The following is a 22916-nucleotide window of genomic DNA, read 5'->3' on the forward strand; positions in this document are numbered from 1 at the left end:
GCTCACTGCGCCGCCTCCTGGGCGAGGCCCGCACGCGGGTCGGCCTCCATCGCCTCATCGAAGGCCTCCAGGGCGGCCCGGGCCTCCTTGGAGAGCTTCTTGGGCACGGCCACCTGCACGGTGACCAGCAGGTCGCCGGTCTTCTTGGAGGTGGCCACGCCCTTGCCGCGCAGGCGCAGCACGGTGCCGGAGGAGGTGCCGGGCTTGATGCGCACGCGGCTGGTGCCACCGTCAAGGAGAGGCACCTCGACGGTGGCGCCGAGGGCCGCCTCCTTTAGGGTGACCGGCAGGTCCATGCGCAGGTTGGCGGGGTTGACCGGATCAATCGAGTACACGGGGTGCTTGGCCACCGAGATGGTCACCACCATGTCCCCGTTCTCCCCGCCGCCCGTGCCGGGACGCCCCTTGCCGCGCAGGCGGATCTTCTGCCCGTCGTGCACGCCGGCGGGGATGCGCACGGTGATGGTGCGCCCGTCGGCGGTGAGCTCGGCCAGAGTGCCGGACACGGCGTCGCGCAGGGACAGGGTGGCGTTGGTGAGCACGTCCGGCCCCTTGACCGGCTGCGGCTGAGAGGAGAACCCGCCGAAGCCGAAGGGACCGCGGCCGCGCCGCCCGCCGCCCGCGGCGGCGCCACCGGCAGCACCCCCGAACATGCGCAGCAGGTCCTCCAGGTCCTCCTGCGAGGCGCCGCCGGAGGTCGAGTAGCGCACATTCGGGCCACCGCCGCCGAACATCGAGGAGAAGATGTCCTCGAAGCCGGCGCCGGCGCCTCCGGTACCGGAGGTGAAGCGCGCACCGCCGCCCGCCATGGAGCGGATGGCGTCGTACTGCTGGCGCTCCTTGGCGTCTGACAGCACGGCGTAGGCCTCCCCGATCTCCTTGAACTTCTCCGCCGCGGCGGCGTCACCGGGGTTGCGATCGGGGTGGTACTTCTTGGCGAGAGCGCGGTAGGCCTTCTTGATGGCGGCGGAGTCGGCGTCCTTGGCGACGCCGAGGACCGCGTAGAAGTCCTTGGTCATCCAGTCCTGACTGGCCATGGCTCACCGCCTCCTTTCTGTTCCTGCTTCTCCTGCAATTCGTGTGCTTGCTCCGTTACGGGTACCGCCTCAGGCCGGGTTGGCGACCTGCACCCGGGCCGCGCGCACCACCCGCTCGCCGAGCCTGTAACCGGGCTGGAGGACCAGCGCGATGCTCGGCTCGGTCACCTCGGTGGACTCCGTGGCCATCAGGGCCTCGTGGAGCTTGGGGTCGAACACGTCCCCGGCCTCGCCGAAGCGCACCAGGCCGAACTTGTCGGCGAGGATCTGCTCCAGCTTGCCGGCGGTCGTGGCGAAGGTGCCGGTCAGGTCGCCGTGCTGGCGGGCCAGCTCGATCTCGTCAAGCACCGGAATGAGGGTCTCGACGACGCTCGCCTGCCCCGCCTCGCGGTGCCCGGCGGCGCTCTCACGGGAGCGGCGCACGAAGCCCTGGTACTCCTGCTGGAGGTTGTACAGGTCCGCGCGGGCACGGGCCAGCTCGTCGGCCGCCTGGGCGGCCTGCGCCCGGGCCTGCTCCAGCTCCGAGGGCGCCTCAGCGGCGCCCGCCTCGGCGGCGTCGCCCTGGGCCGCGGAGCCCAGGTCGACGCCGTCGAAGGCGGACTCGATCTCGTCGGCCAGCGCCGGGTCGATCCCGCCGGGCCGTCCGGCGTCAGGACCGGACGCGCCCTGCGCGCCCCCCTGCCCGGAGTCGTGCTCGGTGCCCTCCTCCGGGCGCTTGTCCGGGTCGGTGCTCACTTGGCGTCCTCGTCGTCAACGATCTCGTCGTCCACGACGTCGTCGTCCTCGGAGGAGGAGGACTGCGCCTGGGAGGCTCCGGCGTCGGCGGCCTGGGCGGCCTGCTCGGAGGCGTACAGGGCCTGGCCGATCTTCTGGGAGACCTCGTTCAGCTTCTCCTGCGCGGCCTTGACCGGCTCGATGTCAGTGCCCTCGAGGGCCTTCTTGAGCTCGTCGACGGCGGCGGACACCTCGGCGCTGACGTCCTGCGGCAGCTTGTCCTTGTTCTCCTTCAGGAGCTTCTCGATGGAGTAGACCTGCTGCTCCGCCATGTTGCGGGTCTCGGCCTCCTCGCGGCGCTTCTTGTCCTCCTCGGCGTGGGCCTCGGCCTCCTTGACCATGCGGTCGATGTCCTCCTTGGGCAGGGCGGAGCCGCCGGAGATGGTCATCGACTGCTCCTTGCCGGTGCCGCGGTCCTTGGCGGACACGTGCACGATGCCGTTGGCGTCGATGTCGAAGGAGACCTCGATCTGCGGGATGCCGCGGGGGGCCGGGGCGATACCGGTCAGCTCGAAGGTGCCCAGGGGCTTGTTGTCGCGGGCGAACTCGCGCTCGCCCTGGTAGACCTGGATGAGCACCGACGGCTGGTTGTCCTCGGCGGTGGAGAAGACCTCGGAGCGCTGGGTCGGGATGGCCGTGTTGCGCTCGATCAGCTTGGTCATCACGCCGCCCTTGGTCTCGATACCGAGGCTGAGGGGGGTGACGTCGATGAGCAGCACGTCCTTGCGGTCACCCTGGATGACGCCGGCCTGCAGGGAGGCGCCGACGGCGACGACCTCATCGGGGTTGACGCCCTTGTTGGGCTCCTTGCCACCGGTCAGCTCACGCACGACGTCGGTGACGGCCGGCATACGGGTGGACCCGCCGACCAGGACCACGTGGTCGATCTCCGACAGGGAGACGCCGGCGTCCTTGATGACGTTGTGGAAGGGCACCTTGGTGCGCTCGAGCAGGTCCGCGGTCATCTCCTCGAACTGGGCGCGGGTGAGGCGCTCGTCGAGGTGGATGGGGCCGGCCTCGCTCATGGACAGGTACTGCAGGTTGATGTCGGTGCTCAGCGCGCTGGAGAGCTCCTTCTTGGCCTGCTCGGCGGCGTCCTTGAGGCGCTGCATGGCGATCTTGTCCTTGGACAGGTCCACGCCGGACTTATCCTTGACCTGCTTGACCAGCCACTTGACGATGCGGGCGTCCCAGTCGTCGCCGCCCAGGCGGTTGTCGCCGTTGGTGGCGCGCACCTGGATGGTGGAGAAGCCGTCCTCGTCCTTGCCGACCTCCAGCAGGGAGACGTCGAAGGTGCCGCCACCCAGGTCGAAGACCAGGATGAGCTCATCCTCCTTGCCCTTGTCCAGGCCGTAGGCGAGGGCCGCGGCGGTGGGCTCGTTGACGATGCGGTCCACGGTGAGGCCCGCGATGGTGCCGGCCTCCTTGGTGGCCTGGCGCTCGGCGTCGTTGAAGTAGGCGGGGACGGTGATGACGGCGTTGGTGACGCTCTCACCCAGGTAGGCCTCGGCGTCGGCCTTCAGCTTGGCCAGGATGCGGGCGCTGATCTCCTGGGCGGTGTACTTCTTGCCGTCGATGTCGACGGTCCAGTCGGTGCCCATGTGCCGCTTGACGGAGGAGATGGTGCGCTCGACGTTCGTGACGGCCTGGCGCTTGGCGACCTCGCCGACCAGCACCTCACCGGACTTGGAGAAGGCGACGACGGACGGCGTGGTGCGCCCACCCTCCGCGTTCGGGATGATGGTGGGCTCGCCACCCTCGAGGACGGCGATGGCGGAGTTGGTGGTTCCGAGGTCGATGCCGACGGCACGTGCCATGGGTGCTCCTTGATGTCTCGTAGTGTTGAAGTTGAGCGGTATGCACTCAGGATTGCGGTTGAGCGCGGTCTTGTCAACTCCACGCGCCACAACCTTGAGTCTGATGCACTCAACCTTGAGCGGGGCGGTTCTATTCCGCGGCGCCCATGACCCGGATTACACCCCTCCCCCTCGCCGAGATCGGTAGATCTTACGTACCGAGGTTGGTAGAAGTTACGTACCGAGGTCGGTAGATATTGCCGCACGCCATGCCGACCACCACTCCCACGCCACCACCCGCCAACCCAACACCCTCCCAGACACCAAGACCCCCATGTCAGCACGATCCACCTCTTGACACGCCACCCGAACCGGCGCACCATATCGATTATCGAGCGATCGATATTCGATATGCCGCGCGCATCCGCACCGGCAGCCGGAACCGAGGACCACCATGAGCAACGCCGCCACGACCAGCAGCCCGTCCCCTAGCAGCCCGTCCCCAACCCACCGCCTCCGCTCAGCCATCGCCAATGCCTCCGCAGAGCGGGAGAACCCATGGGGCGTTCCCGGACGGATCTCAACCGTGTGCCTTCTAGGCTTCGTCGCACTCATGACCCTCGCCGAGCCATCCATAGCCCTTCTGGGCATCGTGCGCCACGGCTTCCTGCGCGCATCCGTCATCGCCACGCCCGGACCGATCGATCTCGACGGCGAATACACGGGCGTCCTTGAGGACACCGGCGTCGAGCGCACCATCCTCTACGGCTACCACCGCCCGCCCGGCTGGGCCTTGGCGCTCGAAGCCACCCTCATCGTCGCATACGCCGCACTCGTGGTCACCATGCTGATCCTCTTCGCCAAGACAATCGCCCCGACCAGCCCATACTGGCAGGGCGACGGCGACCCCTGGGAGCGGATACGACGCAACGCCCGCCATCTGCGCTGGACGGTTTTCGCCGCCGTCGGCATCTACGCGCTGTTCGGGGAGGTGATCCCGGGACTCCTCTCCCCATCCGACGACGCCATCAGCCAGCTGCATGTAGGCGGATTCTGGGAAGGACTGCCCTTCACCATGCTGGTCGGAGTCTGGACCCTGACCTACTTCACCGATGCGCTCCATCGCCTATCCCGGCGCACCACCGCACTCGCCGTCGAGAATGCCGATCTGCGCGAGGAAACGGAGGGCCTCGTATGAGCGCGAGCGGTCAGGCCCGCGTGGTCTGCCACCTGGACCGCCTCCTGGAGCAGCGCGGCCTTACGCTCGCAGCGCTGTCCGACCGAGTGGGCGTGACGGTGGCGAACCTGTCCGTACTGAAGAACGGGCGGGCCAAGGCCATCCGCTTCACCACCCTCACGGCGCTGTGCGACGCGCTCGACTGCACAGTTGGCGAACTACTGGAGGTGACCGACGCCTAGGCCGTGTCGCGAAAGTCGTTTGTGGTGGCGGGTCGGTGCCGACGATATGGGTACCTCCGGGCGGGCAGGCCTGTGTGCTCGGTGAGGATCGTTGTGCGCGGTCAGGCGCCACGGCGTTCCCACGCCGCCCTGGTTGGACCGCTCACGCCCCGATGGACCGCTCACGCCCCGTTGGACCGCTCACGCCCCGTTGGACCGCTGTAGCCAGTGGCTAGGGCGGTCCAACGGGGGCACAGGGGTCCAACGGGAGGACGGCGGTCCAACGGGGGAAACAGGGCTCCCGCCGCCAGGGACACGACCCACACCGAGCAGTACAAAAGACGGTCAAACGACTGCGTGACGTCGGGCAGGCAACGGGGTTAGGCTGACATATGTAGTGCAGGTCACTTTCCCTTCCATCTCGATGAGGAGATCCCTATGGCCCAGCCACCAACCTCAGAAACCTTCTCGATCAGGGGACGCGCCACCCAGGAGGAAATCGACGCCTTCTTCGCGCCACCCACAAAGCAAGTGGGGCCGCTGTTCATCGTCTCCTACCTGGCCGCCCAGCTCTTCTTCTTCGTCGCCCTCATGGGGCCTGCGATCGTGTCGATCCAGAACAAGGCCATGCTCATGTTCCCGGACGACACAGCGGCACAGGCCAACGCCGTCTCCCAGATCGCCGGTCTGGGGGCCCTGGGCGCGGTCTTCGCCAACGTCATCTTCGGGCAGGTCTCCGACCGCACCATGTGGCGCTGGGGACGGCGCCGCCCCTGGCTGGTAATCGGCATCCTCGGCATGACCGTCGGCCTGGTGATCATGGGCCTGACCAACACGGTACCGGCGGTCGCCGTCGGCTGGCTCATCGCTCAGATCGGCGCCAACGCCGCCCTGGCGCCCTTCGTCGCCGTACTATCCGATCAGGTGCCGGAGTTCCAGCGCGCCCGTATCAGCTCCATGATCTCCATCGCCCAGAACCTGGCCATCCTGATCGCCACTTACCTGTCGAACGGGCTGAAGGACAATCTTGCACTCCTGTATATCGCCCCGGCCATTCCGGCCATCCTGGTCATGACCTGGTTCGCCTTCGTCCTGCCGGACAAGCAGCTGACTATTAAGCCGCCGCGACTCGACCTGGTCGGCCTGCTCAAGACCTTCTGGGTGAACCCATTGAAGTACCCCGACTACGGTCTCGCCTGGGCCGGACGCTTCCTCATCACCCTGTGCTCCTTCTCCTTCACCACCTACCGCCTCATGTACCTGGTCAACCGGGTCGGCCTCACGAGGGACGAAGGACTCAGCGCCCAGGCTACTTCAGTGCTCATCTACACGATTGCTCTCATGGCGGCGAGCTTCGTCGGCGGGCAGTTGTCCGACCGGCTCCACCGTCGCAAGGCCTTCGTATTCGCTGCCTCCGCACTATTCGGTATCGGCGTGCTCATGCTCGCACACACCACCACGGTGTCCGGTTTCTACATGGTGGAGGCCGTCATGGGCCTCGCCTACGGCATCTACATCTCCGTGGACCTGGCCCTGGTGGTGGATGTCCTGCCCAACCCGGACAACGCCGGCAAGGACCTGGGTGTGTTCAACATCGCCAACGCGCTGCCGCAGTCGCTCGCCCCGTACATGGCTCCGTTCTTCCTGGGCATCGGCTCACCGGAGAAGATGAACTACTCGGCGCTGTGCTACTTCGCCGGCATCTGCGCCATCATCGGCGGTGTACTGGCCATCTTCATCAAGAAGGTGAAATAGTAGCAACTAGTGTCGTGTGTCGTTAGTTCTTGGACGGTTGTTTGGGTGGGATGAAGGGGCATGGTTAATCGTCCTGCTCCTGGTCTGGCGCTGCGCGAGGGTGATCGTGGTGACCTGGAGGGGCTGGTGCGTTCGCGCAGTGCGCGGGCGGGACTGGTGCGGCGGGCGCGGATTGCGCTTCTTGCGGCGGACGGGTTGTCCAACACCGAGATCGCCCGGAGGGCGGGTGCCTCGCGCACGACGGTGGTCGAGTGGCGGGATCGCTACCAGCGCCTGGGCGTGGACGGCCTGGAGGATGCCGCGCGCCCGGGCCGGCCCCGCAAGGTGGACCACGCCGCGATCGTGACCGCCACGCTGACCCCGCCGCCGAAGTCGTTGGGGGTCACGCACTGGTCCACCCGGCTGCTGACCGCCCGGCTAGGCGTGTCGGCGGCGACGGTGGCCAGGGCCTGGAGGGCCTACGGGATCAAGCCGTGGCGGGAGCAGTCCTTCCGGTTCTCCACCGATCCGGAGCTGGTCCAGGGGGTCGGCAGAGTTGTTGGCTGGGTGGTGGGTTGTTAGGGGTTTTCGGCGTGTTGGCGGGGGTGCGGCGCGACTCTCCGGTGACGATAGGTGGTGCAAACAAAACCGCCACTGCTGAGCGGTCGTGCCGCTGTGCCATCATTCCCCACCACGCCCTTGTCGCGCCAGCCCCTGACCGGGGTGTTCGCCACTGTCCCGGACCCCCGCCGCCGGCGCGGGGTTCGCCACCGCCTGGATGTGGTGCTGGCTTTGGCGGCGGTGGGGGTTCTGGCCGGGTGCCGGACCCTGCTGGCGATCTGGGAGCACGCCCGCGACCTCGAACCCCGAGAGCTGGCCGAACTCGGCATGGACAAGGACCGGCCGCTGCCGTCGGAGTCCACGATCCGCCGCGCCCTGGCGGGCCTGGACGCCGACGACTACCGACGCCAGGGTGGCGTCGTGGGTGCTCACCCGCACCGGCACCATAGGCGGCAGGCGGGTGATCGCGGTGGATGGCAAGACCATGCGCGGCGCCAAACCCAAGAACAACAACAGCAGCGGAAACGCCGATGATGGCGGCGGTGATGGTGGCGGCGGCGCGCCGCACCTGCTGGCGGCCCTTGACCAGGGCACCGGGGCGGTGGTGGCTCAGCAGCGCGTGGCCGGCAAGACCAGTGAGATACCCGCCCTAAGAGACCTGCTGGCGCCCCATGACCTTACCGGCGCCGTGGTCACTGCTGACGCCCTGCACACCCAGACCGCCACAGCACAGTGGATCACCTCCCACGGCGCCGACTACCTGCTGACCGTCAAGAACAACCAGCCCAGTCTGCGAGCGAGGCTGAAGGCCCTGCCCTGGGCCGACATCCCCGCAGTGTCTGGCGTGGACACCTCCCACGGGCGGCGGGTGCGCCGCACCATCAAAGCCGTACAAGCACCCAAGTGGGTCGAGTTTCCCGGCGCCGCCCAAGTGCTACAGGTGCGCCGGACCCGCACCACCCGCACCCGTACCGGCACCACCAAGCGCTCCACCGAGGTCGTCTACCTCATCTGCTCTGTTCCGATGCAGGACGCCCCGCCCGAGCAGGTGGCCGCCTGGACCCGCGGGCACTGGGGCATAGAGAACCGCGTCCACTGGATACGGGACGTCACCTATGACCAGGGGACCGCCACCAGCTGCGTGCCGGCTCCGGACCCCAGGTGATGGCCACCCTGAGGAACCTGGCCATCAGCCTCATCCGCACCACCTACGACAACCCCACCACCAGCATCGCCTCAGCCAACCGCGCCATGACACGCAAACCCACCAAAGCCATCAAACTCCTAACAACACCCTAACCACCAAACGACTTTGCCGAGCCCCTGGCCGACGTGGATGAGGCTGCGGATGGTGTAGGTGGTCAGGTTTCGGAAGCCGAGGGCGATGCCGCGTAGGTGTTCCAGGCGCCCGTTGGTGTTCTCGGTGGGGCCGTTGGAGTGAACTGCACCGGGTTTGATGGAGGCAGTGAATACACGGAAGGATCACTGCTGGGAGTGCTCAGAGGAAGTATCCCGAGGAGCTGCGGGAGCGGGCCACCAGGTTGGCTGTGGTGGCCCGCCGGGACCCCGAGCGGTCTAAGGGGGCGATCAGAAGGATCGCCCGATGAGCTGGGTGCCCCGCCCCGAGGCTCTGCGTACCTGGGTGAAGAAGGCCGAGATCGATGCGGGCGCCCGGCCGGGAACCACCAGTCAGGATGCCCAGCGGATCCGGGAGCTGGAGAAGGAAGTACGCGAGCTGCGCAGGGCTAACGGTGATCCTGCGCAAGACGGTGCGCGCATGTTTGCGCCCCGGGCGGAGTGTGAGGCGCCGGTAGAGGTCACCGGTCTCCTTCATCGACGGGCAACAAGGCGGACCTTGGGGCCTGTGCCGATCTGCCAGGCGCTTACTAGCACCGGTGTCAAGATCGCCCCTACCCGTCCTGCCGGGCCCGCAAGTCCCGTCCCCCCAGTGCCAGGGGGGTGCGCGATGAGGTTCTGAAGGCCGAAATCAGCAGAGTGCATGAGAAGAACTACTGCGTTCTGGGCGCCAGGAAGATGCATGCGATGCTGAACCGGCCTGAGGCCTGTGAGCGGCATGGTCTGGGGCATGCGACGCCTGCTGCACCGTGGAGAGGTTGATGCGGGCCATGGGCCTGCACGGCCACCGGCCGCGCCAAGTCACCGCGTACCACGCGCAGCGCGCCCAGGGAGCAGTGCCCCGCAGACCTCGTCAACAGGCATCAGCGCGTTCAGGCCGAACGAGTTGTGGGTGGCGGACATAACGTATGTACGCACCCTGTCCGGCTGGGTGTACGTCGCCTTCGCCCGCTGACGTGTACTCCCGGCGGATCGTCGGCTGGCAGACGTCCACGAGCTTGTACACCGACCTGGCATTGGACGCCCTGAAGATGGGTATCTGGCAGCACCCGGCGCGAAGGAGCCGACCTTACCGGCCTGATCCATCACTGGCTCTTCGCGTTTGAGGGTGTGGTGGTGGGGGTCGCGGGTGCGCGTGTCGGGGTGGTGGGTGTGGGTCGAGGTCCCCGATGATTGGGAGTCGCTTAACACCACCGATCACGGAGACCTCGACATGGCCGAGTACTGCCTTCACTGTCCCTGATCTTGCTAGTTTCCTGGGGCTGGACGGCCTGGGACTGACCGTTACGGGGCAGCGGATCACACCCGATCAGGCGCTGGTGGAGTGCCGCCTGCAAGCCCGCGAGGAGGACGCGTTCTGCCAGGTCTGCGGAGCCCAGGGCGTGGCGGTGGGGACCGTGGCCAGGCGCCTGGCGCACGTGCCGTTCGGCTGGCGTCCCACGCACCTGCTGGTCCGGATGCGGCGGTGGCGGTGCCAGGGCTGTGAACGCGTGTGGCGTCAAGACGCGTCTCGTGCCGCGGCCAAGCGGGCTGTGCTGACCCGGGCGGCCGTGGACTGGGCGATGCGGGCCATCGGCGTGGAGTTCATGTCCGTCTCCCGCGTGGCGGCGGGGTTGGGGGTGTCCTGGCACACTGAGGGCGACGCCATGTCAAGCCCCGGGTTTCGTAGAGGCTGTTTTATCTGGCGCCGGTGGTTGCCGGCTGGGGTTGGTTGGTGGTCTGCTCGCCGACGTCCATGGTCTCGGTCTCGGCCTCGGCGATGGTGTCGGTGTCGCCGATGGCGGTGGTGTCGGTGTCGTCTGGTGGGGTGTAGGCCTGCTCGTGCTCGATCGGGGCGTGCATGCCTATGGCGGAGTGAGGCCGGACGGTGCCCGACCAGTTGCGCCCACTCAGCGGTAGCGAACTCCACGTCATCGATGCCCTCCCAGGGCCCGTGCTCATCCAAGTACTTGTGGTTGCGGATCAGCTCCGCCTTGTACAGCGAGTTCAGGGCCTCGGCCAGCGCGTTATCGTAGGAATCGCCCTTGGAACCCACCGAGGCCACCGCATCACAGTCCGAGGGGGCCTGCCCGTAACGGATCGCCCGGTACTGCACTACCCGGTCGGAGTGGTGAATCAGCCCCTTCAGGTCCGCGCCCTCGCGCTGGCGCTGCCAGATACCCATGCGTAGGGCGTCCAGGGCAAGGTCGGTGTACAGGCTGGTGGAGGTCTGCCAGCCGATGATCCGGCGGGAGTAGACGTCGGTGACGAAAGCGACGTACACCCAGCCGGACAGGGTGCGCACGTAGGTTATGTCCGCCACCCACAACTCGTTCGGCCTGAACGCGCTGAAGTGTCTTTTGACCAGGTCCGCGGGGCACTGCTCCTTCGGTGCCGACCGGGTCGTCCTGGGCGATTTGGCGCGGCGGATGCCGTGCAGGCCCATGTCCCGCATCAGACGCTCCACGGTGCAGCGGGCCACATGCCCCAGGCCGTGCCGGGCGGAGGCCTCGGGTCGGTTGAGCATGGCGTGCATCTTGCGGGCCCCAAGTACGCAGTAGTTGTTCTCATGCACCCGCCCGATCTCGGCCTTCAGAGCCTGGTCGCGTCTACTCCTTGCCGATGGAGGACGGGACTTGCGGGCCCGGTAGGCGGAAGGGGCGATCTTGACACCGGCGCTAGTAAGCGCCTGGCAGATCGGCTCGACCCCAAGGTCCGCCTTGTTGTCATCAATGAATGAATCGATGACCTCTACCGGCGGTCGAGCTCCGCCTGGGCGAAATACGCGCTCGCCTTGCGCAGGATCTCATTAGCCCGCCTCAGCTCGCGTACTTCCTTCTCCAGCTGCCGGATCCGCTCGGCATCGGATGTGGTGGTTCCCGGGCGGGCGCCTGCGTCGATCTCGGCCTTCTTGACCCAGGTGCGCAGCGCCTCGGGGTGGACACCCAGTTCATCGGCGATCCTGCGGATCGCTCCCTTAGACCTCTCCGGGTCCCTACGGGCCTCCACAGCCATCCTGGTAGCCCGCTCCCGCAGCTCCTCGGGGTACTTCCTTTGTGCACTCATGACAGTGATCCTTCCGTGTGTTCACTGCCTCCATCAAACCCGGTGCAGTTCACATGCCCGTGCAGCCGAGACGGATCCGTCCGGTCGCGCACGGGTGTCAGGTCAATGATGACGGTGACATACCTGTCGCCCTTGCGGGTGTGCCGCCAGATATGCTCGTCCACCCCGATGACCTCCACGCCTTTCAGACGTCCAGGATCATTGATCAAGCGGTCCTTGGCCCGCTCCAGGATGGCGTCGCCCTCAGTGTGCCATGACACCCCCCAGCGCCGCTGCTACGCGCGAGATGGACATGAATTCCACGCCGATGGCCCGGATTGCCCAGTCCACTGCCGCCCGGGTCAGTACAGCCCGCTTGGTCGCGGCTCTAGAGCAGTCTTGACGCCACACGCGCCCACACCCCTGGCAGCGCCAGCGCCGCAACCGTACTAGCAGGTGCCTGCTCACGGCCCCCACCGGTGCGCCCTGGGCCCCGCAGACCCGGCAGAACGCGTCCTCCTCCAAGGCCTGCAGCCGGCACTCCACCAGTGCACTGCCGCCATCTATGCGCATGCCGGTGGCGGTCAGTCCCAGGCTGTCCAGGCCCAGGAAACTAGCAAGATCAGGGACAGTGAAGGTAGTCTCAGCCATGTCGAGGTCTCCGTGATCGGTGGTGTTCAGCAACCCCAATCATCGGGGACCTCGACCCACACCCACCACCCCGACACGCGCACCCGCGACCCCCCCACCACCCACACCCACAAACCGGAAGAGCCGGAAAAGGAAGCCGGAATACCGCTAGCGCGGATCCTGGGTAGTGAATGTACGCTCCGTAGCTCAAAGGGCTGCGCAAACAGCCCAGTGTTGTGCTCCCAGGTTTGACATCAACGATGTGTTGTGCGCCGTGCTAGCGGGCATGTTTCAAAAAACCTACCGTTCGTCCGCCACCCCTGAAACCCGTCATTGGACCACAAGGTCCCCATGTAACTCTGCGTCTTGCTGTCAGAAAGTGTCCAGACCCAAAACGTCAACGGACTTGTCCATATTACTTGAGTACTCCCCTTGCCGCACTGCGGCCTCCAATCGCCTCCAAGCTTGAAGGCTGCGGGCGCGACCGCCGACGTTTGAGCAACTTCTACTCCGACATTCGCAGCGGCCGGGCTCGTAGGAGCTGCACACACAGCCGCCGTAAGTGCAGCGGCGGCTACGGCACTGAACAATCTAGACTTCAGGGACATGACACGACTCCTCGTTGAATCACTGTGACGCATTCAGGTTGCGTCTGTGATTAAGCGTACACTTCGGTCGCCATGATGTCAACGGTACGACGAGACTCATCTCAGATGCCCGCGAAAGAGGTTCGGTGCCTCATCCAGGTACTGCCCGCGAGAGTCGCGGATCGTGGCGGACATGGGGAGTGGGTTGTCAATGCAGGCCAGGGCTGAGATCACTAGGAAGTACGCGGGGGCGTATGCCAAGGGGGACAAGGGGAGGATGCCGGGGTGAGGTGTGTGCGGTGACCGGTCGGGTGCCGGGAGGGCGCCAGGCGGCGCCTGAGGGCGGTTGCCAAGCGCCCTCCAGGAGCTGGCAGGTCCGAGCCCAGGACCAGGGCGCGTAAGTACTCCTACGACGCGTTGAAGGTCTTACAGCGAATGTGGGCGGCCAGCGGCGGGGGAGTTGCGGCAAATAGGCTCTTCGCGTTTAGGGGTGTAGTAGCTGTTGTCTGAAGCCTCCGGCGTGGATGAGGCTGCGTACGGTGTAGTTGGCTGGGTTTCTGAATCCGAGGGCGATGCCGCGTAGGTGCTCCAGGCGGGGCGTTGACTGCTTCGGTGGGCCCGTTGGAGGTGCCGGGGTGGCCGGTAGCAGGCCAGGATGTCCTTGCGCCGCTGGGCCAGGGTCTTGCCCAGCGACTTCAGCTCTTCCAGGGCCTCAGGCACACCGGTGGTGAGCGAGTCGATGACCTTGCTCATCAGCTGCTTGCCTTCGGCGGGGGTCTTGGCGCGGTAGGGGGCCATGATCTTCTGATGCACGCCCCACATGATCTCTACCGGCGCGTGCCGGTCGTCGGCGAACAGTTGTTCGAGACGCTCCCAGCCCCTGTCGGTCACCAGCCCCGCCCCGGTCCGCAGCAGGAGCCTGGCCTTGTACAAGGGGTCATCCTTACGGCCCCGTCCCCCGGTGGTCTCGCGCTGGGTGCGGCGGCGGCACTCATCCAGCTTGTCCCCCCGCCAGGGCAACCACGCGGGTAGGGGTCCATCACCTCCGCCGCATCGGGTAGGGCCTCGGCAGCGGCGGTCTTGAAACCTGTGAAGCCGTCCATTGCCACCACCTCGATCCGGCTGCGCCAGGCCTCATCGCGTTCCTGGAGCCATTGCTTGAAGACCTGCTCGGGTGCGGCCTTCGATCATGCCCGTGCAGCCGGGAGGGGCCGGTACGGTCGCGTACCGGGGTCAGGTCAATGATGACGGCGGGCGTACTTGTCTCCCTTGCGGGTGTGCCGCCACGCGTGCTCGTCCACGCCTATGACCTCCACGCCCTCCAGACGGCCGGGGGCCTTCAGGAGCGTGTTCTTGGCGCGCTCCAGGATGGCGTCGCCCTCAGTGTGCCATGACACCCCCAACCCCGCCGCCACGCGGGAGACGGACATGAACTCCACCCCGACGGCCCGCATCGCCCAGTCCACGGCCGCCCGGGTCAGCACAGCCCGCTTGGCCGCGGCACGAGACGCGTCTTGACGCCACACGCGTTCACAGCCCTGGCAACGCCACCGCCGCATCCGGACCAGCAGGTGCGTGGGACGCCAGCCGAACGGCACGTGCGCCAGGCGCCTGGCCACGGTCCCCACCGCCACGCCCTGGGCTCCGCAGACCTGGCAGAACGCGTCCTCCTCGCGGGCTTGCAGGCGGCACTCCACCAGCGCCTGATCGGGTGTGATCCGCTGCCCCGTAACGGTCAGTCCCAGGCCGTCCAGCCCCAGGAAACTAGCAAGATCAGGGACAGTGAAGGCAGTACTCGGCCATGTCGAGGTCTCCGTGATCGGTAGTGTCTAGCAACCACCAATCATCGGGGACCTCGACCCACACCCACCACCCCGACACGCGCACCCGCGACCCCCCACCACCACACCCTCAAACGCGAAGAGCCACCTAACTCAACAGCTGGGAACCGCTCGGCAGTGGTCTAGACCTGGCCACCAGGGTCAGGGTCCCGTTGTACATCTCCCGGGGCGGGCGGACGCGCACAGCTCCCCCACATACGGCACTGGTAGCTTGACGGCGCAGCGGCGGCCGCGGCGTTCACAGCCTTCGGCGCGACGCCACCGTTGCGACATCGCCAGCAGTCAGAAGGAGCCCCGTGTCCGCCCGTCCCGGCACTTTCAATGACCGGCTCGCCGACGTCGTCGGCCACCTGCGCCGCCGTTGGGAGCTCGGCTACGGCGCCTGGGTCCTGGGCGCGCTGGCCTTCGCCGCCTGGACCGTCCTGGTTCGCACCGGACTCACCGACCGCCTCGACGCCGCCCTGACGGTCCCCGCGCTGCCACCGCGCTCGGGCCGGGGCCAGGTACTCGAGGCGGTCTCCCTGCTCACCCACCCGGTGCTGATCTACGCCGCCATCGCCGCGGCCGCCGTCGTCACCTACCAGCGGCGCATGCGTCGCCTGTCGACAGCCCTGACCACCTCCCTGCTGGGCCTGCCGCTCCAGATCGTCATCGCCACCGGGATCGACCACGCCCGCCCCTCCTCGGCCTTCGCCGACTCCCTGTCCTACCGCGGCTTCGCCTATCCGGCCGGCCACGCCGTCGCCATGACCGTGGCCGCCTGGGTGCTGGTCACCCTGACCCGCGCCCGACGCCGCCCCACCTCCCAGGTGCGGCTGTGGCGCCTGGCGGGGATCCTCGCCGTCGCCGTGACCTGCGTGGGCCAGTGGGCCATGGGACTGCAGTCCATCTCAGACCTGGTCGGCGGGGTCCTGTTGGGCGCCACCGTCGCCAACCTCGCCCTGAGCGTCGGCGGAACCGAGGAGATCCTGGCGTCCTGGGCGCATATCGGCCTGCCCTCCGCCACCGTCGACAAGCGCGCCGCGATCGTCTACAACCCCACCAAGTTCGACGACCTGTCCCTGCTGCGACGCCGGGTGGAGTCCGAGGTGCTGGCGGCCGGCTGGCAGCCCACCCTGTGGCTGGAGACCACCCCCGACGACGTCGGCCACGAGCAGACCCGCCGCGCCCTGGCCGCCGGCGTCGACCTGGTACTGGCCGCCGGCGGCGACGGCACCGTACGGGCCGTCGCCGGGGAGCTGGCGGGCAGCGGCGTGCCCATGGCACTGCTGCCCACCGGTACCGGCAACCTGCTGGCCCGCAACCTACAGGTGCCGCTCGACACCGACGCCGCCCTGCGCCTGGCCCTGTCCGGCTCCGCCCGCGCCATCGACGTCGTGCGCTGCACCTGGGACGGCGGCACCGAGCGCTTCGTGGTCATGGCCGGCCTGGGCCTGGACGCGCGCATCATGGCGGACACCAGCGACGACCTGAAGCGGGTGATCCGCTCCGGCGCCTACGTCCTGGCCGCGGTGCAGAACGCGGTGCCGGACCCGTTCACGGTGCGGGCCGAGCTCGACCACGACAATGACGGCGGTGACGGCTCGGGCACTCCAGCCGCCGCCACCGAGCACCGGGTGGTCATGGCGCTGCTGGGCAACGTCGGCACGATCACCGGCGGCATGACGATCTTCCCGCAGGCCGTGCCCGACGACGGGCGCGTGGACCTGCTGCTGACCGGCCCCAACCGGGTGACCGACTGGGCGAAGGTCGGCGCCGGCCTGCTGATCGGCCAGGATGTGGATGGCGTCAGTCACCACCAGGCCCGTCGGCTGACCCTGACCACGCCCGAGCCGGTGCCCTTCGAGCTCGACGGCGACCCCGTGGGCCGCACCCGCAGCCTGGTGGCCGAGGTCGAGCCCGCCGCCCTGCGTGTCGTCGTCCCACCCGCCTCCACGTCACACCGCCGAGGCGGGGGCACTCATCTAGACTGAGGCGATCCGCCACCGACCACAGGCAGGAGCCCCATGCGTTCACGACTAACCGTGGCACTCGGCCGCACGGCCCGCACCCTGGCCCGTCTGCGCGGCGGCGGCTCCGGCGGCACCGCCTTCCCCGGCCTGGTCATGGAGCGCACGGATCCCGGCTTCCTCGCCCGCACCCTGGATCGGCTGCCGCACGGGGTGGTGCTGGTCTCCGGCACCAACGGCAAGACCACCACCACCAAGATGGTGGTGCAGCTGCTGCGCGACCAGGGCTTGAAGGTCTTCACCAACCGCACCGGCTCCAACTTCGTGCGCGGCGTGCTGGCGGCCCTGCTCACCGAGGTCGACGCCGTCGGCCGCCTGGATGCCGACGTCGCCGTGCTGGAGCTCGACGAGGCGCACGCCGTCCACTTCGTCCGCTCCGTCAAGCCGCGGGCCGCCCTCATGCTCAACGTCATGCGCGACCAGCTCGACCGCTTCGGCGAGATCGACTACACGGCCTCCCTGCTGCGCAAGGCCGCCCTGGCCACACGCGACGTGGTGGTGGTCAACGCCGACGACCCGCGCCTGAACGGGGACCGGTTCCTCACCGGCCTGACCGCGCGCACCGCCGCCTTCGGGGTCGGCCCCGCCCTGCGCTCGGTCTTCCTGTCCGACGACGATCTGCGCACCGAGCAGGCCGACGGCGGCGCACCCGAGTCCGCCCCCGCCGCTGCGGAGCCCGACGCCGGCTCCCCCTGCCCGGCGCCGCGCGTGCGCCTGGTGGCGCTGGCCGACAGCGAGGCCACCATCGAGGTGGACGGCGCCGAACACCAGGTGACCTTCGCCATCCCGGGCATCCACAACGTCCTCAACGCCTGCGCCGCCCTGACCCTGGTGCTGGAGGTGCTGGGAGACCGGGCCGACCTGCCCCGCCTGCTGGCCACCCTGTCGGAGATCCGCCCGGCCTTCGGGCGCGGGGAGGTCATCACCCTGGACGGGCGTCCGGTGCAGCTGTCACTGGTTAAGAACCCGGCCGGCTTCCGCATGAGCCTGCTGTCCGCGCCCACCGCCCAGGCCGACGCCGCGCCCGCCGCGGGCCGGACTCAGCCCGATGAGCTGATCATGATCGCCATTAACGACGAGTACGCCGACGGCCGTGACATGTCCTGGCTGTGGGACGTGGACTTCACCTCGCTGCAGCGGGCCGGGGTCGCCGTCGTCACCGGGGTGCGCGCCTGGGACATGGCGCTGCGGCTGCGCTACGACGAGGTGCCCGTCGGCGTCGTCGAACCGGACCTGGCGGCCGCACTGGACACCCTGCGGGAACGGGCCGCAGCCGAGGACCGTCCCATGCGCATCTACACCAGCTACACCGCCATGCTGGCTCTGCGCGCCCGCCTCGGGCACCTCACCGACGTCGAGGAGGTCATGAAGTGAGCACCGCGCCCACCACCTACCCCCACACCGGGGACGGACCCGCCCGGGGCCTCATCCGCGTGCTGCAGCTTTATCCGCGGGACATGAACATCTACGGCGACTGGGGCAATCTGCTCACCCTGGCGCGCCGCGGCCAGTGGCACGGCTACGACGTCGAGCTGCACTCCTACAACCCCGGCGACCACCTGCCGCAGGAGGTCGACCTGGTGCTGGGCGGCGGCGGCCAGGACTCCGGGCAGGAACGCATCAAGGAGGACCTCACCGGGATCGGCCCGCGCCTGCGCCAGTGGGCGGCGGACGGCGTGCCGATGCTGGTCATCTGTGGCCTGTACCAGCTGTTCGGGCACCGCTTCGTAACCGGCGAGGGCTCGGAGATTCCCGGGATCGGGCTGCTGGACGCGCAGACGGTGGCCGGCCCGGGGCGCCTGATCGGCAATGTCGTGCTGGACTCCCCCGAATTCGGCAGGGTGGTCGGCTATGAGAACCACTCCGGGCTGACGACGCTCGGCCCCGGCGCCGAGCCGTTGGGCACGGTGCGCTCCGGCGACGGCAACAACGGCAAGGACGGCTTTGAGGGCGCCCGGTTCAAGCACGTGATCGGCACCTATCTGCACGGCCCACTGCTGCCGAAGAATCCGGCCGTGGCCGACTGGCTGCTGCAGCGGGCGGTCGAGCTGCGCGGCCAGACCTGGGATCCGCTACCGATCGACGACGCCGACGCACGCCGCGCCAGCAATGTCGCCGCCTCCCGGCCGAGGTGATCCGGCATGGCAACGCCTGAGTTCATCGTCGAGCTGCGCAAGAAGATCGGGCACGAGCAGCTGTGGCTGCCCGGCGTCAGCGTGGTGGTGGTCGCCCCGGACGGGCGGCTGCTGCTGGGCCGACGCTCGGACAACGGCGCCTGGGCGGTGGTGTCCGGCATCCCCGAGCCCGGCGAGCAGCCGGCCGCCGCGGCGCGGCGCGAGTGCCTGGAGGAGACCGGCGTGGACCCGCAGATCGTCGGCGTGGCGGAGGTGAGCACTGGGGAGCCGCACCTGTTCCCCAACGGGGATCGTTGCGTGTTCATGGACGTCACCTTCGCCGCCCGGGCGGACGCCGCCGCGGTGGCGCGGGCACATGCGGCCGATGAGGAGTCGACGGCGGTGGGCTGGTTCGCGCCGGATGCGCTGCCGACCCCACTGGTGGCCTCCACTCCGGGTCGCATCGACGCCGCCCTGGCGTGGCTGGCCGACCCGTCCACCGGTGCGCGCTTCCAGTGATGCGGCGCCGACACGCACCTCCGCCGACGCGGCGCACAGGCACGCTTCGCTGACGGTTCGTACCTTTTGTTGACGGTTCGGCACTTAGCACCGACGATTCGTATTCTCTTGCGACGGTTCGGCACCTAGAGGTACGTACCGTCGCCAGAAAGTACGAATCGTTGACCTGAAGGTACGTACCATCGTGCAAAGGTACGAACCGTCACACCGAGGGCACGAACCGTCGTGATAGCACCCGGGCACCTCGCCCGCTACGACCACCCTCAAACCGGAAGGTCCGCAAAAGGTCTCCTGCGCCGCCCCCAGTGAAGCCTCAGGCATGGCCCCGGTCACAGGATTTCCGCTGACGCTTACCGCAGCCTATCTTTTACTCGGCAAGCGGGCGCCAGCGCCCGCTCGACACCGCGACCCGCCCGGTCAGCACGGCCGATCGGCACCTACTGACCCGCACCGTGAGCGTCTTAATGACCAAGGAGCCAGACATGGCCGCACCGACCACGGCCAGCACAACATCATCTGGGCCCGCCGCCTTAATCGTTCCCCTGCCCACCCTGCCTCGGGGCACGCGCGCCCGCATCACCGCCGTCTGCGCCGATCGCGGCGAGGCACTGGCCCGGCGCCTGGCCGATCTCGGCTTCGAGCCCGGCCGCGTGATCGTGGTTGGGCGCCGCGCCCCACTGGGCGACCCGACCGTCTACCAGGTGGCCGACTATGAGCTCAGCCTGCGCCGGCGCGACGCCGCGCTGGTGTCCGTGGAGGTCCTGGCGCCCGCCTCACCAGAATCCGCCGCACCGGAGACCGCCGTATGAGCACCGCCGTCGAAACCGCAACGGCCCCGGGCCGCACAGGTACACCCACCGATATGACCTCCTGCCACGAACCCTCCTGCCACGGCGGCTGCACCGCCCACGGTTCCGCCGTCGGCCCCATTGACGCCGCCGCCCGCATCGCCCTGGCGGGCGCCCCCAACGCGGGCAAGACCTCCATCTACAACACGCTCACCGGCCTGCGCGCCAAGACCGGCAACTATCCGGGCGTCACGGTCTCCCGCTCCCTGGGTGCCCTGGAGCTCTCCGCCGCCGAGACCGGCTCCGACCCGCTCACCCTCGCCCTGGAGGACCTGCCGGGCGCCTACTCGCTGGAGCCCATCAGCCCCGACGAGCGGGTCGTGTATGACGTGCTGACCGGCCACTGCCACGGCGTCGCCCCGCCCGACGCGCTGCTGGTGGTCGTCGACGCCACCACCCTGTCCCGCTCCCTGGGCTTCGTCGCACAGGCCCTCGCCCTTGGCCTGCCCACCGCCCTGGCGGTCACCATGACCGACGAGCTGACTCGCCGCGGCGGCCGGCTCGACGTCGACGCCCTGGGCGCGGCGCTCGGCGTGCCCGCGGTGCGGGTGATCGGCAACCGCACCACCGGCATCCCGCAGCTGCGCCGCGCGCTCGCCGCCTGGCGCGACTGGTCGCGCGCCCCCATCGCGCCACCGACCAGCGGCCCGGAGCGCACCTCCTGGGTGGCCTCGATCCTCGCCGCCGCCGACTACACCGCCCCCGTGCCCGACGCGCGTACCGCCGCCGTCGACCGGGTGCTGCTGCACCCGCTGTGGGGCACGCTGGTGTTCTTCGCGGTCATGTTCACCTTCTTCCAGGCCATCTTCACCTGGGCCGCTCCGCTCCAGGACGCCATCGAGGCCGGCTTCGGGCTCCTGGGCGACGCCGTCCACGCCTGGCTGGACGGCCCCGCGCCTCTGCTGGCGGGGCTGCTGGCCGACGGCGTGATCGGCGGCGTCGGCGGGGTGCTGGTGTTCCTGCCGCAGATCGCCATCATGTTCCTGCTGATCGCCCTGATGGAGGGCGTGGGGTACATGTCGCGCGCCGCCTTCCTCATGGACCGGGTGATGAGCCGGGCGGGACTGGAGGGGCGGGCCTTCGTGGCGCTGCTGTCCTCGCTGGCGTGCGCCATCCCCGGCATCATGGCCACCCGCACGCTGCCCAGCGCCAAGGACCGCCTGGCCACCATGCTGGCGGCGCCGCTGATGACCTGCTCGGCGCGCCTGCCCGTCTACATCATCATGATCTCCCTGCTGGTCGACCCCGGCCAGCGCATTGGCCCGTTCGGGGCGGCGGGCACGATCATGTTCGGCCTGTACCTGGCGGGGGCGGTCGCGGCCATGCTGGCCGCCCGGGTGGTCAAGCGCCTGACCGACCGGGGCGGCGTGCTGCTGCCCTTCTACATGGAGATGCCGCCCTACCGGCTGCCGCGCCCCCGCACGGTGGCCCTGATGGTGTGGGACGCCTGCAAGGGCTTCCTGAAGAAGGCGGGCACCATCATCCTGGCGGCCACCATCCTGGTGTGGGTGGGGCTGAATGTGCCCGCCCGCTCGGAGGCGGAGTTCACCGCCCACTGCGACGCCAGCGCCGAGTGCGCGCCGATCGCCGCCGCCGCGGCCGACCCCGCCTCCTCCACGGTCCTGGACGACGACGGCGCGGTCGTATACGACCCCGAGGAGCTGCAGGCGCTGCTGGACGCCCAGCGCACCAGCTACACCATGGACTCCTCACTGGCGGCATCCATCGGCAAGGCGATCCAGCCGGTGTTCGAGCCGCTGGGCTTCGACTGGCGGATCAACGTGGCGGTCATGTCCTCCCTGGTGGCCCGGGAGACGGCGGTGGCCACGCTCGGTCAGATCGCGGCCGCCGGGGACCCGGAGGAGCCGGGTGCGCAGCTGGCCGCCATGACCTACTCCGAGGACACGCTGGTGGCCCACGCCGGCGAACCCCTGTTCAACCCGGCGACGGTCGCGGCACTGCTGGCCTTCTTCGTCTTCGCCATGCAGTGCATGGCCACCGCCGGGGCGATACGCCGCGAGACCGGCACCTGGAAGTGGTCGGCGATCGCCTACGGCTACCTGTTCGTGCTGGCCTGGGTCGCCGGGGCCGCCGCCCACGCCGTCGTCACCGCCCTGACCTGAGTGGAGGTGGCCATGAGCGTCGTCCCCACGCATCCGTTGGCGACCCCGGACCCGGCCGTGCTGCGCTGGGTCATCCCAGACGGGCTGCTGGGCTTCTCCGGGACCGTGGCCCGCGCCCCGCGCCTGCTGCAGGCCCTGCTCGACGACGGCACCCTGGCCTGCATTGAGGCGGTGCCCGGGGCGGTGCTCACACTCCTGGGCGCGGGCCACAGTTGGCAGGACGACGGCGCCCGGGTGCGCACCGCCCTGGTGGACGCGCTCGGCGCACCCGGAGCATGGGAGCCGGCTGAGGACGCCGTCGGGGTGGGGCCGGACGAGGCGCTGGAGGCGGCGGCCCGGGAGATTGCGGCCGGGCCGGTGGGGGCGATCGCCGCGGCCCACGGCGGCTCCTTCACCGTGCAGAAGGTGGCCGACGGCGTCGTCGAGGTGGCCCTGGAGGGCGCCTGCCGCGACTGCCCGGCGGCCGTGATCACCATGCATGCGCGCTTCAAGCACCTACTGCGACGCCGCTGCCCATGGCTGGTGGACGTGCGCGAGGCGCCCGCTTGCTCGCCGGCTTAACCGG

20 protein-coding genes, 3 pseudogenes and 1 other annotated feature are annotated in these 22916 nt (G+C 68.9%); of the genes and pseudogenes, 14 read left to right on the forward strand and 9 right to left on the reverse strand.

Features of this window, described 5'->3' with window-relative positions:
* Positions 1-2 precede the first annotated feature (2 nt).
* The 3 genes from E4J16_RS14070 to dnaK all read right to left on the reverse strand — a co-directional run bounded on the left by E4J16_RS14070 (position 3) and on the right by dnaK (position 3628).
* Positions 3-1037 carry a DnaJ C-terminal domain-containing protein gene (locus tag E4J16_RS14070; protein ID WP_136314375.1) on the reverse strand — a complete coding sequence of 345 codons (1035 nt, stop codon included), beginning with the start codon at positions 1035-1037 and terminating at the stop codon, positions 3-5.
* A gap of 69 nt (positions 1038-1106) precedes the next feature.
* A complete protein-coding gene (gene grpE / locus E4J16_RS14075) occupies positions 1107-1667 on the reverse strand; it encodes a nucleotide exchange factor GrpE (protein ID WP_136314732.1) in 561 nt (186 codons plus the stop codon).
* A 101-nt stretch (positions 1668-1768) separates the two neighbouring features.
* A complete protein-coding gene (gene dnaK / locus E4J16_RS14080) occupies positions 1769-3628 on the reverse strand; it encodes a molecular chaperone DnaK (RefSeq protein WP_136314376.1) in 1860 nt (619 codons plus the stop codon).
* A gap of 433 nt (positions 3629-4061) precedes the next feature.
* Here dnaK and E4J16_RS14085 point away from each other — a divergent pair, with 433 nt between their 5' ends.
* The 7 genes from E4J16_RS14085 (at position 4062) to E4J16_RS16015 (ending at position 8599) form a co-directional block, all read left to right on the forward strand.
* Positions 4062-4805 carry a hypothetical protein gene (locus E4J16_RS14085; protein ID WP_136314377.1) on the forward strand — a complete coding sequence of 248 codons (744 nt, stop codon included), beginning with the start codon at positions 4062-4064 and terminating at the stop codon, positions 4803-4805.
* Positions 4802-5026: a helix-turn-helix domain-containing protein gene (locus E4J16_RS14090; protein ID WP_136191922.1), complete on the forward strand. Its 225-nt coding sequence runs from the start codon at positions 4802-4804 to the stop codon at positions 5024-5026. Before E4J16_RS14085 ends, E4J16_RS14090 begins: the two co-directional genes overlap by 4 nt.
* Before the next feature lie 417 nt (positions 5027-5443).
* The gene (locus E4J16_RS14095) at positions 5444-6760 is read left to right on the forward strand and encodes an MFS transporter (protein WP_136314378.1); all 1317 of its coding nucleotides are present in this window, start codon (positions 5444-5446) and stop codon (positions 6758-6760) included.
* Positions 6761-6820: 60 nt separating this feature from the next.
* Complete coding sequence (locus E4J16_RS14100) at positions 6821-7321, forward strand: helix-turn-helix domain-containing protein (protein ID WP_136314379.1); 501 nt, start codon at positions 6821-6823, stop codon at positions 7319-7321.
* 141 nt (positions 7322-7462) lie between these two features.
* Positions 7463-7834 (forward strand): transposase family protein, encoded by a 372-nt coding sequence (locus tag E4J16_RS15850; protein WP_275669611.1) that lies wholly within the window; start codon positions 7463-7465, stop codon positions 7832-7834.
* Positions 7725-8465: an ISAs1 family transposase gene (locus E4J16_RS15855; RefSeq protein WP_240038175.1), complete on the forward strand. Its 741-nt coding sequence runs from the start codon at positions 7725-7727 to the stop codon at positions 8463-8465. Before E4J16_RS15850 ends, E4J16_RS15855 begins: the two co-directional genes overlap by 110 nt.
* Positions 8465-8599 carry a hypothetical protein gene (locus tag E4J16_RS16015; RefSeq protein ID WP_275669556.1) on the forward strand — a complete coding sequence of 45 codons (135 nt, stop codon included), beginning with the start codon at positions 8465-8467 and terminating at the stop codon, positions 8597-8599. Before E4J16_RS15855 ends, E4J16_RS16015 begins: the two co-directional genes overlap by 1 nt.
* Here the strand turns inward: E4J16_RS16015 and E4J16_RS14110 are convergent.
* The 6 genes and pseudogenes from E4J16_RS14110 to E4J16_RS14140 form a co-directional block, all read right to left on the reverse strand.
* A pseudogene (locus tag E4J16_RS14110) lies at positions 8585-8737 on the reverse strand (transposase); the annotation flags it as partial. The gene E4J16_RS16015 and the pseudogene E4J16_RS14110 overlap by 15 nt on opposite strands.
* A 1417-nt stretch (positions 8738-10154) precedes the next feature.
* Positions 10155-10304, reverse strand: coding sequence for a hypothetical protein (locus E4J16_RS16300; protein WP_420809315.1), 150 nt, complete (start codon positions 10302-10304; stop codon positions 10155-10157).
* A 161-nt stretch (positions 10305-10465) separates the two neighbouring features.
* Positions 10466-11701: pseudogene (locus tag E4J16_RS16305) on the reverse strand (IS3 family transposase); the annotation flags it as partial.
* Positions 11292-11423, reverse strand: a sequence feature (AL1L pseudoknot). Its footprint overlaps the pseudogene before it by 132 nt.
* Positions 11698-11961 carry a transposase gene (locus E4J16_RS14130; protein ID WP_136314382.1) on the reverse strand — a complete coding sequence of 88 codons (264 nt, stop codon included), beginning with the start codon at positions 11959-11961 and terminating at the stop codon, positions 11698-11700. The gene E4J16_RS14130 and the pseudogene E4J16_RS16305, both read right to left, overlap by 4 nt.
* Positions 11945-12331 (reverse strand): hypothetical protein, encoded by a 387-nt coding sequence (locus E4J16_RS14135; protein WP_136314383.1) that lies wholly within the window; start codon positions 12329-12331, stop codon positions 11945-11947. Before E4J16_RS14135 ends, E4J16_RS14130 begins: the two co-directional genes overlap by 17 nt.
* 1050 nt (positions 12332-13381) lie before the next feature.
* Positions 13382-14717, reverse strand: a pseudogene (locus E4J16_RS14140) (ISL3 family transposase).
* Between the two features lie 317 nt (positions 14718-15034).
* On the opposite strand from E4J16_RS14140, the gene E4J16_RS14145 reads away from it, so the two are divergent.
* The 7 genes from E4J16_RS14145 to E4J16_RS14175 all read left to right on the forward strand — a co-directional run bounded on the left by E4J16_RS14145 (position 15035) and on the right by E4J16_RS14175 (position 22912).
* The gene (locus E4J16_RS14145) at positions 15035-16711 is read left to right on the forward strand and encodes a bifunctional phosphatase PAP2/diacylglycerol kinase family protein (protein ID WP_240038176.1); all 1677 of its coding nucleotides are present in this window, start codon (positions 15035-15037) and stop codon (positions 16709-16711) included.
* A gap of 33 nt (positions 16712-16744) precedes the next feature.
* Positions 16745-18121, forward strand: a complete 1377-nt coding sequence (locus E4J16_RS14150) for a Mur ligase family protein (RefSeq protein WP_136314384.1) — start codon at positions 16745-16747, stop codon at positions 18119-18121.
* Positions 18118-18882 carry a type 1 glutamine amidotransferase gene (locus E4J16_RS14155; protein ID WP_240038177.1) on the forward strand — a complete coding sequence of 255 codons (765 nt, stop codon included), beginning with the start codon at positions 18118-18120 and terminating at the stop codon, positions 18880-18882. The genes E4J16_RS14150 and E4J16_RS14155 overlap by 4 nt, the downstream gene beginning before the upstream one ends.
* Before the next feature lie 6 nt (positions 18883-18888).
* Positions 18889-19380, forward strand: a complete 492-nt coding sequence (locus E4J16_RS14160) for an NUDIX domain-containing protein (RefSeq protein WP_136191925.1) — start codon at positions 18889-18891, stop codon at positions 19378-19380.
* Positions 19381-19862: 482 nt separating this feature from the next.
* On the forward strand, positions 19863-20189 hold the full coding sequence (locus E4J16_RS14165) for a FeoA family protein (protein ID WP_136191926.1): 327 nt from the start codon (positions 19863-19865) through the stop codon (positions 20187-20189).
* Entirely contained in the window at positions 20186-22351 is a 2166-nt protein-coding gene (gene feoB, locus E4J16_RS14170; protein ID WP_136314385.1) for a ferrous iron transporter B, read from the forward strand. The genes E4J16_RS14165 and feoB overlap by 4 nt, the downstream gene beginning before the upstream one ends.
* A 12-nt stretch (positions 22352-22363) precedes the next feature.
* Positions 22364-22912 (forward strand): NifU family protein, encoded by a 549-nt coding sequence (locus tag E4J16_RS14175; protein ID WP_136314386.1) that lies wholly within the window; start codon positions 22364-22366, stop codon positions 22910-22912.
* Positions 22913-22916 lie beyond the last annotated feature (4 nt).

Origin of the sequence: Actinomyces procaprae, from assembly GCF_004798665.1 — a bacterium.
Lineage (GTDB): Bacteria > Actinomycetota > Actinomycetes > Actinomycetales > Actinomycetaceae > Actinomyces > Actinomyces procaprae.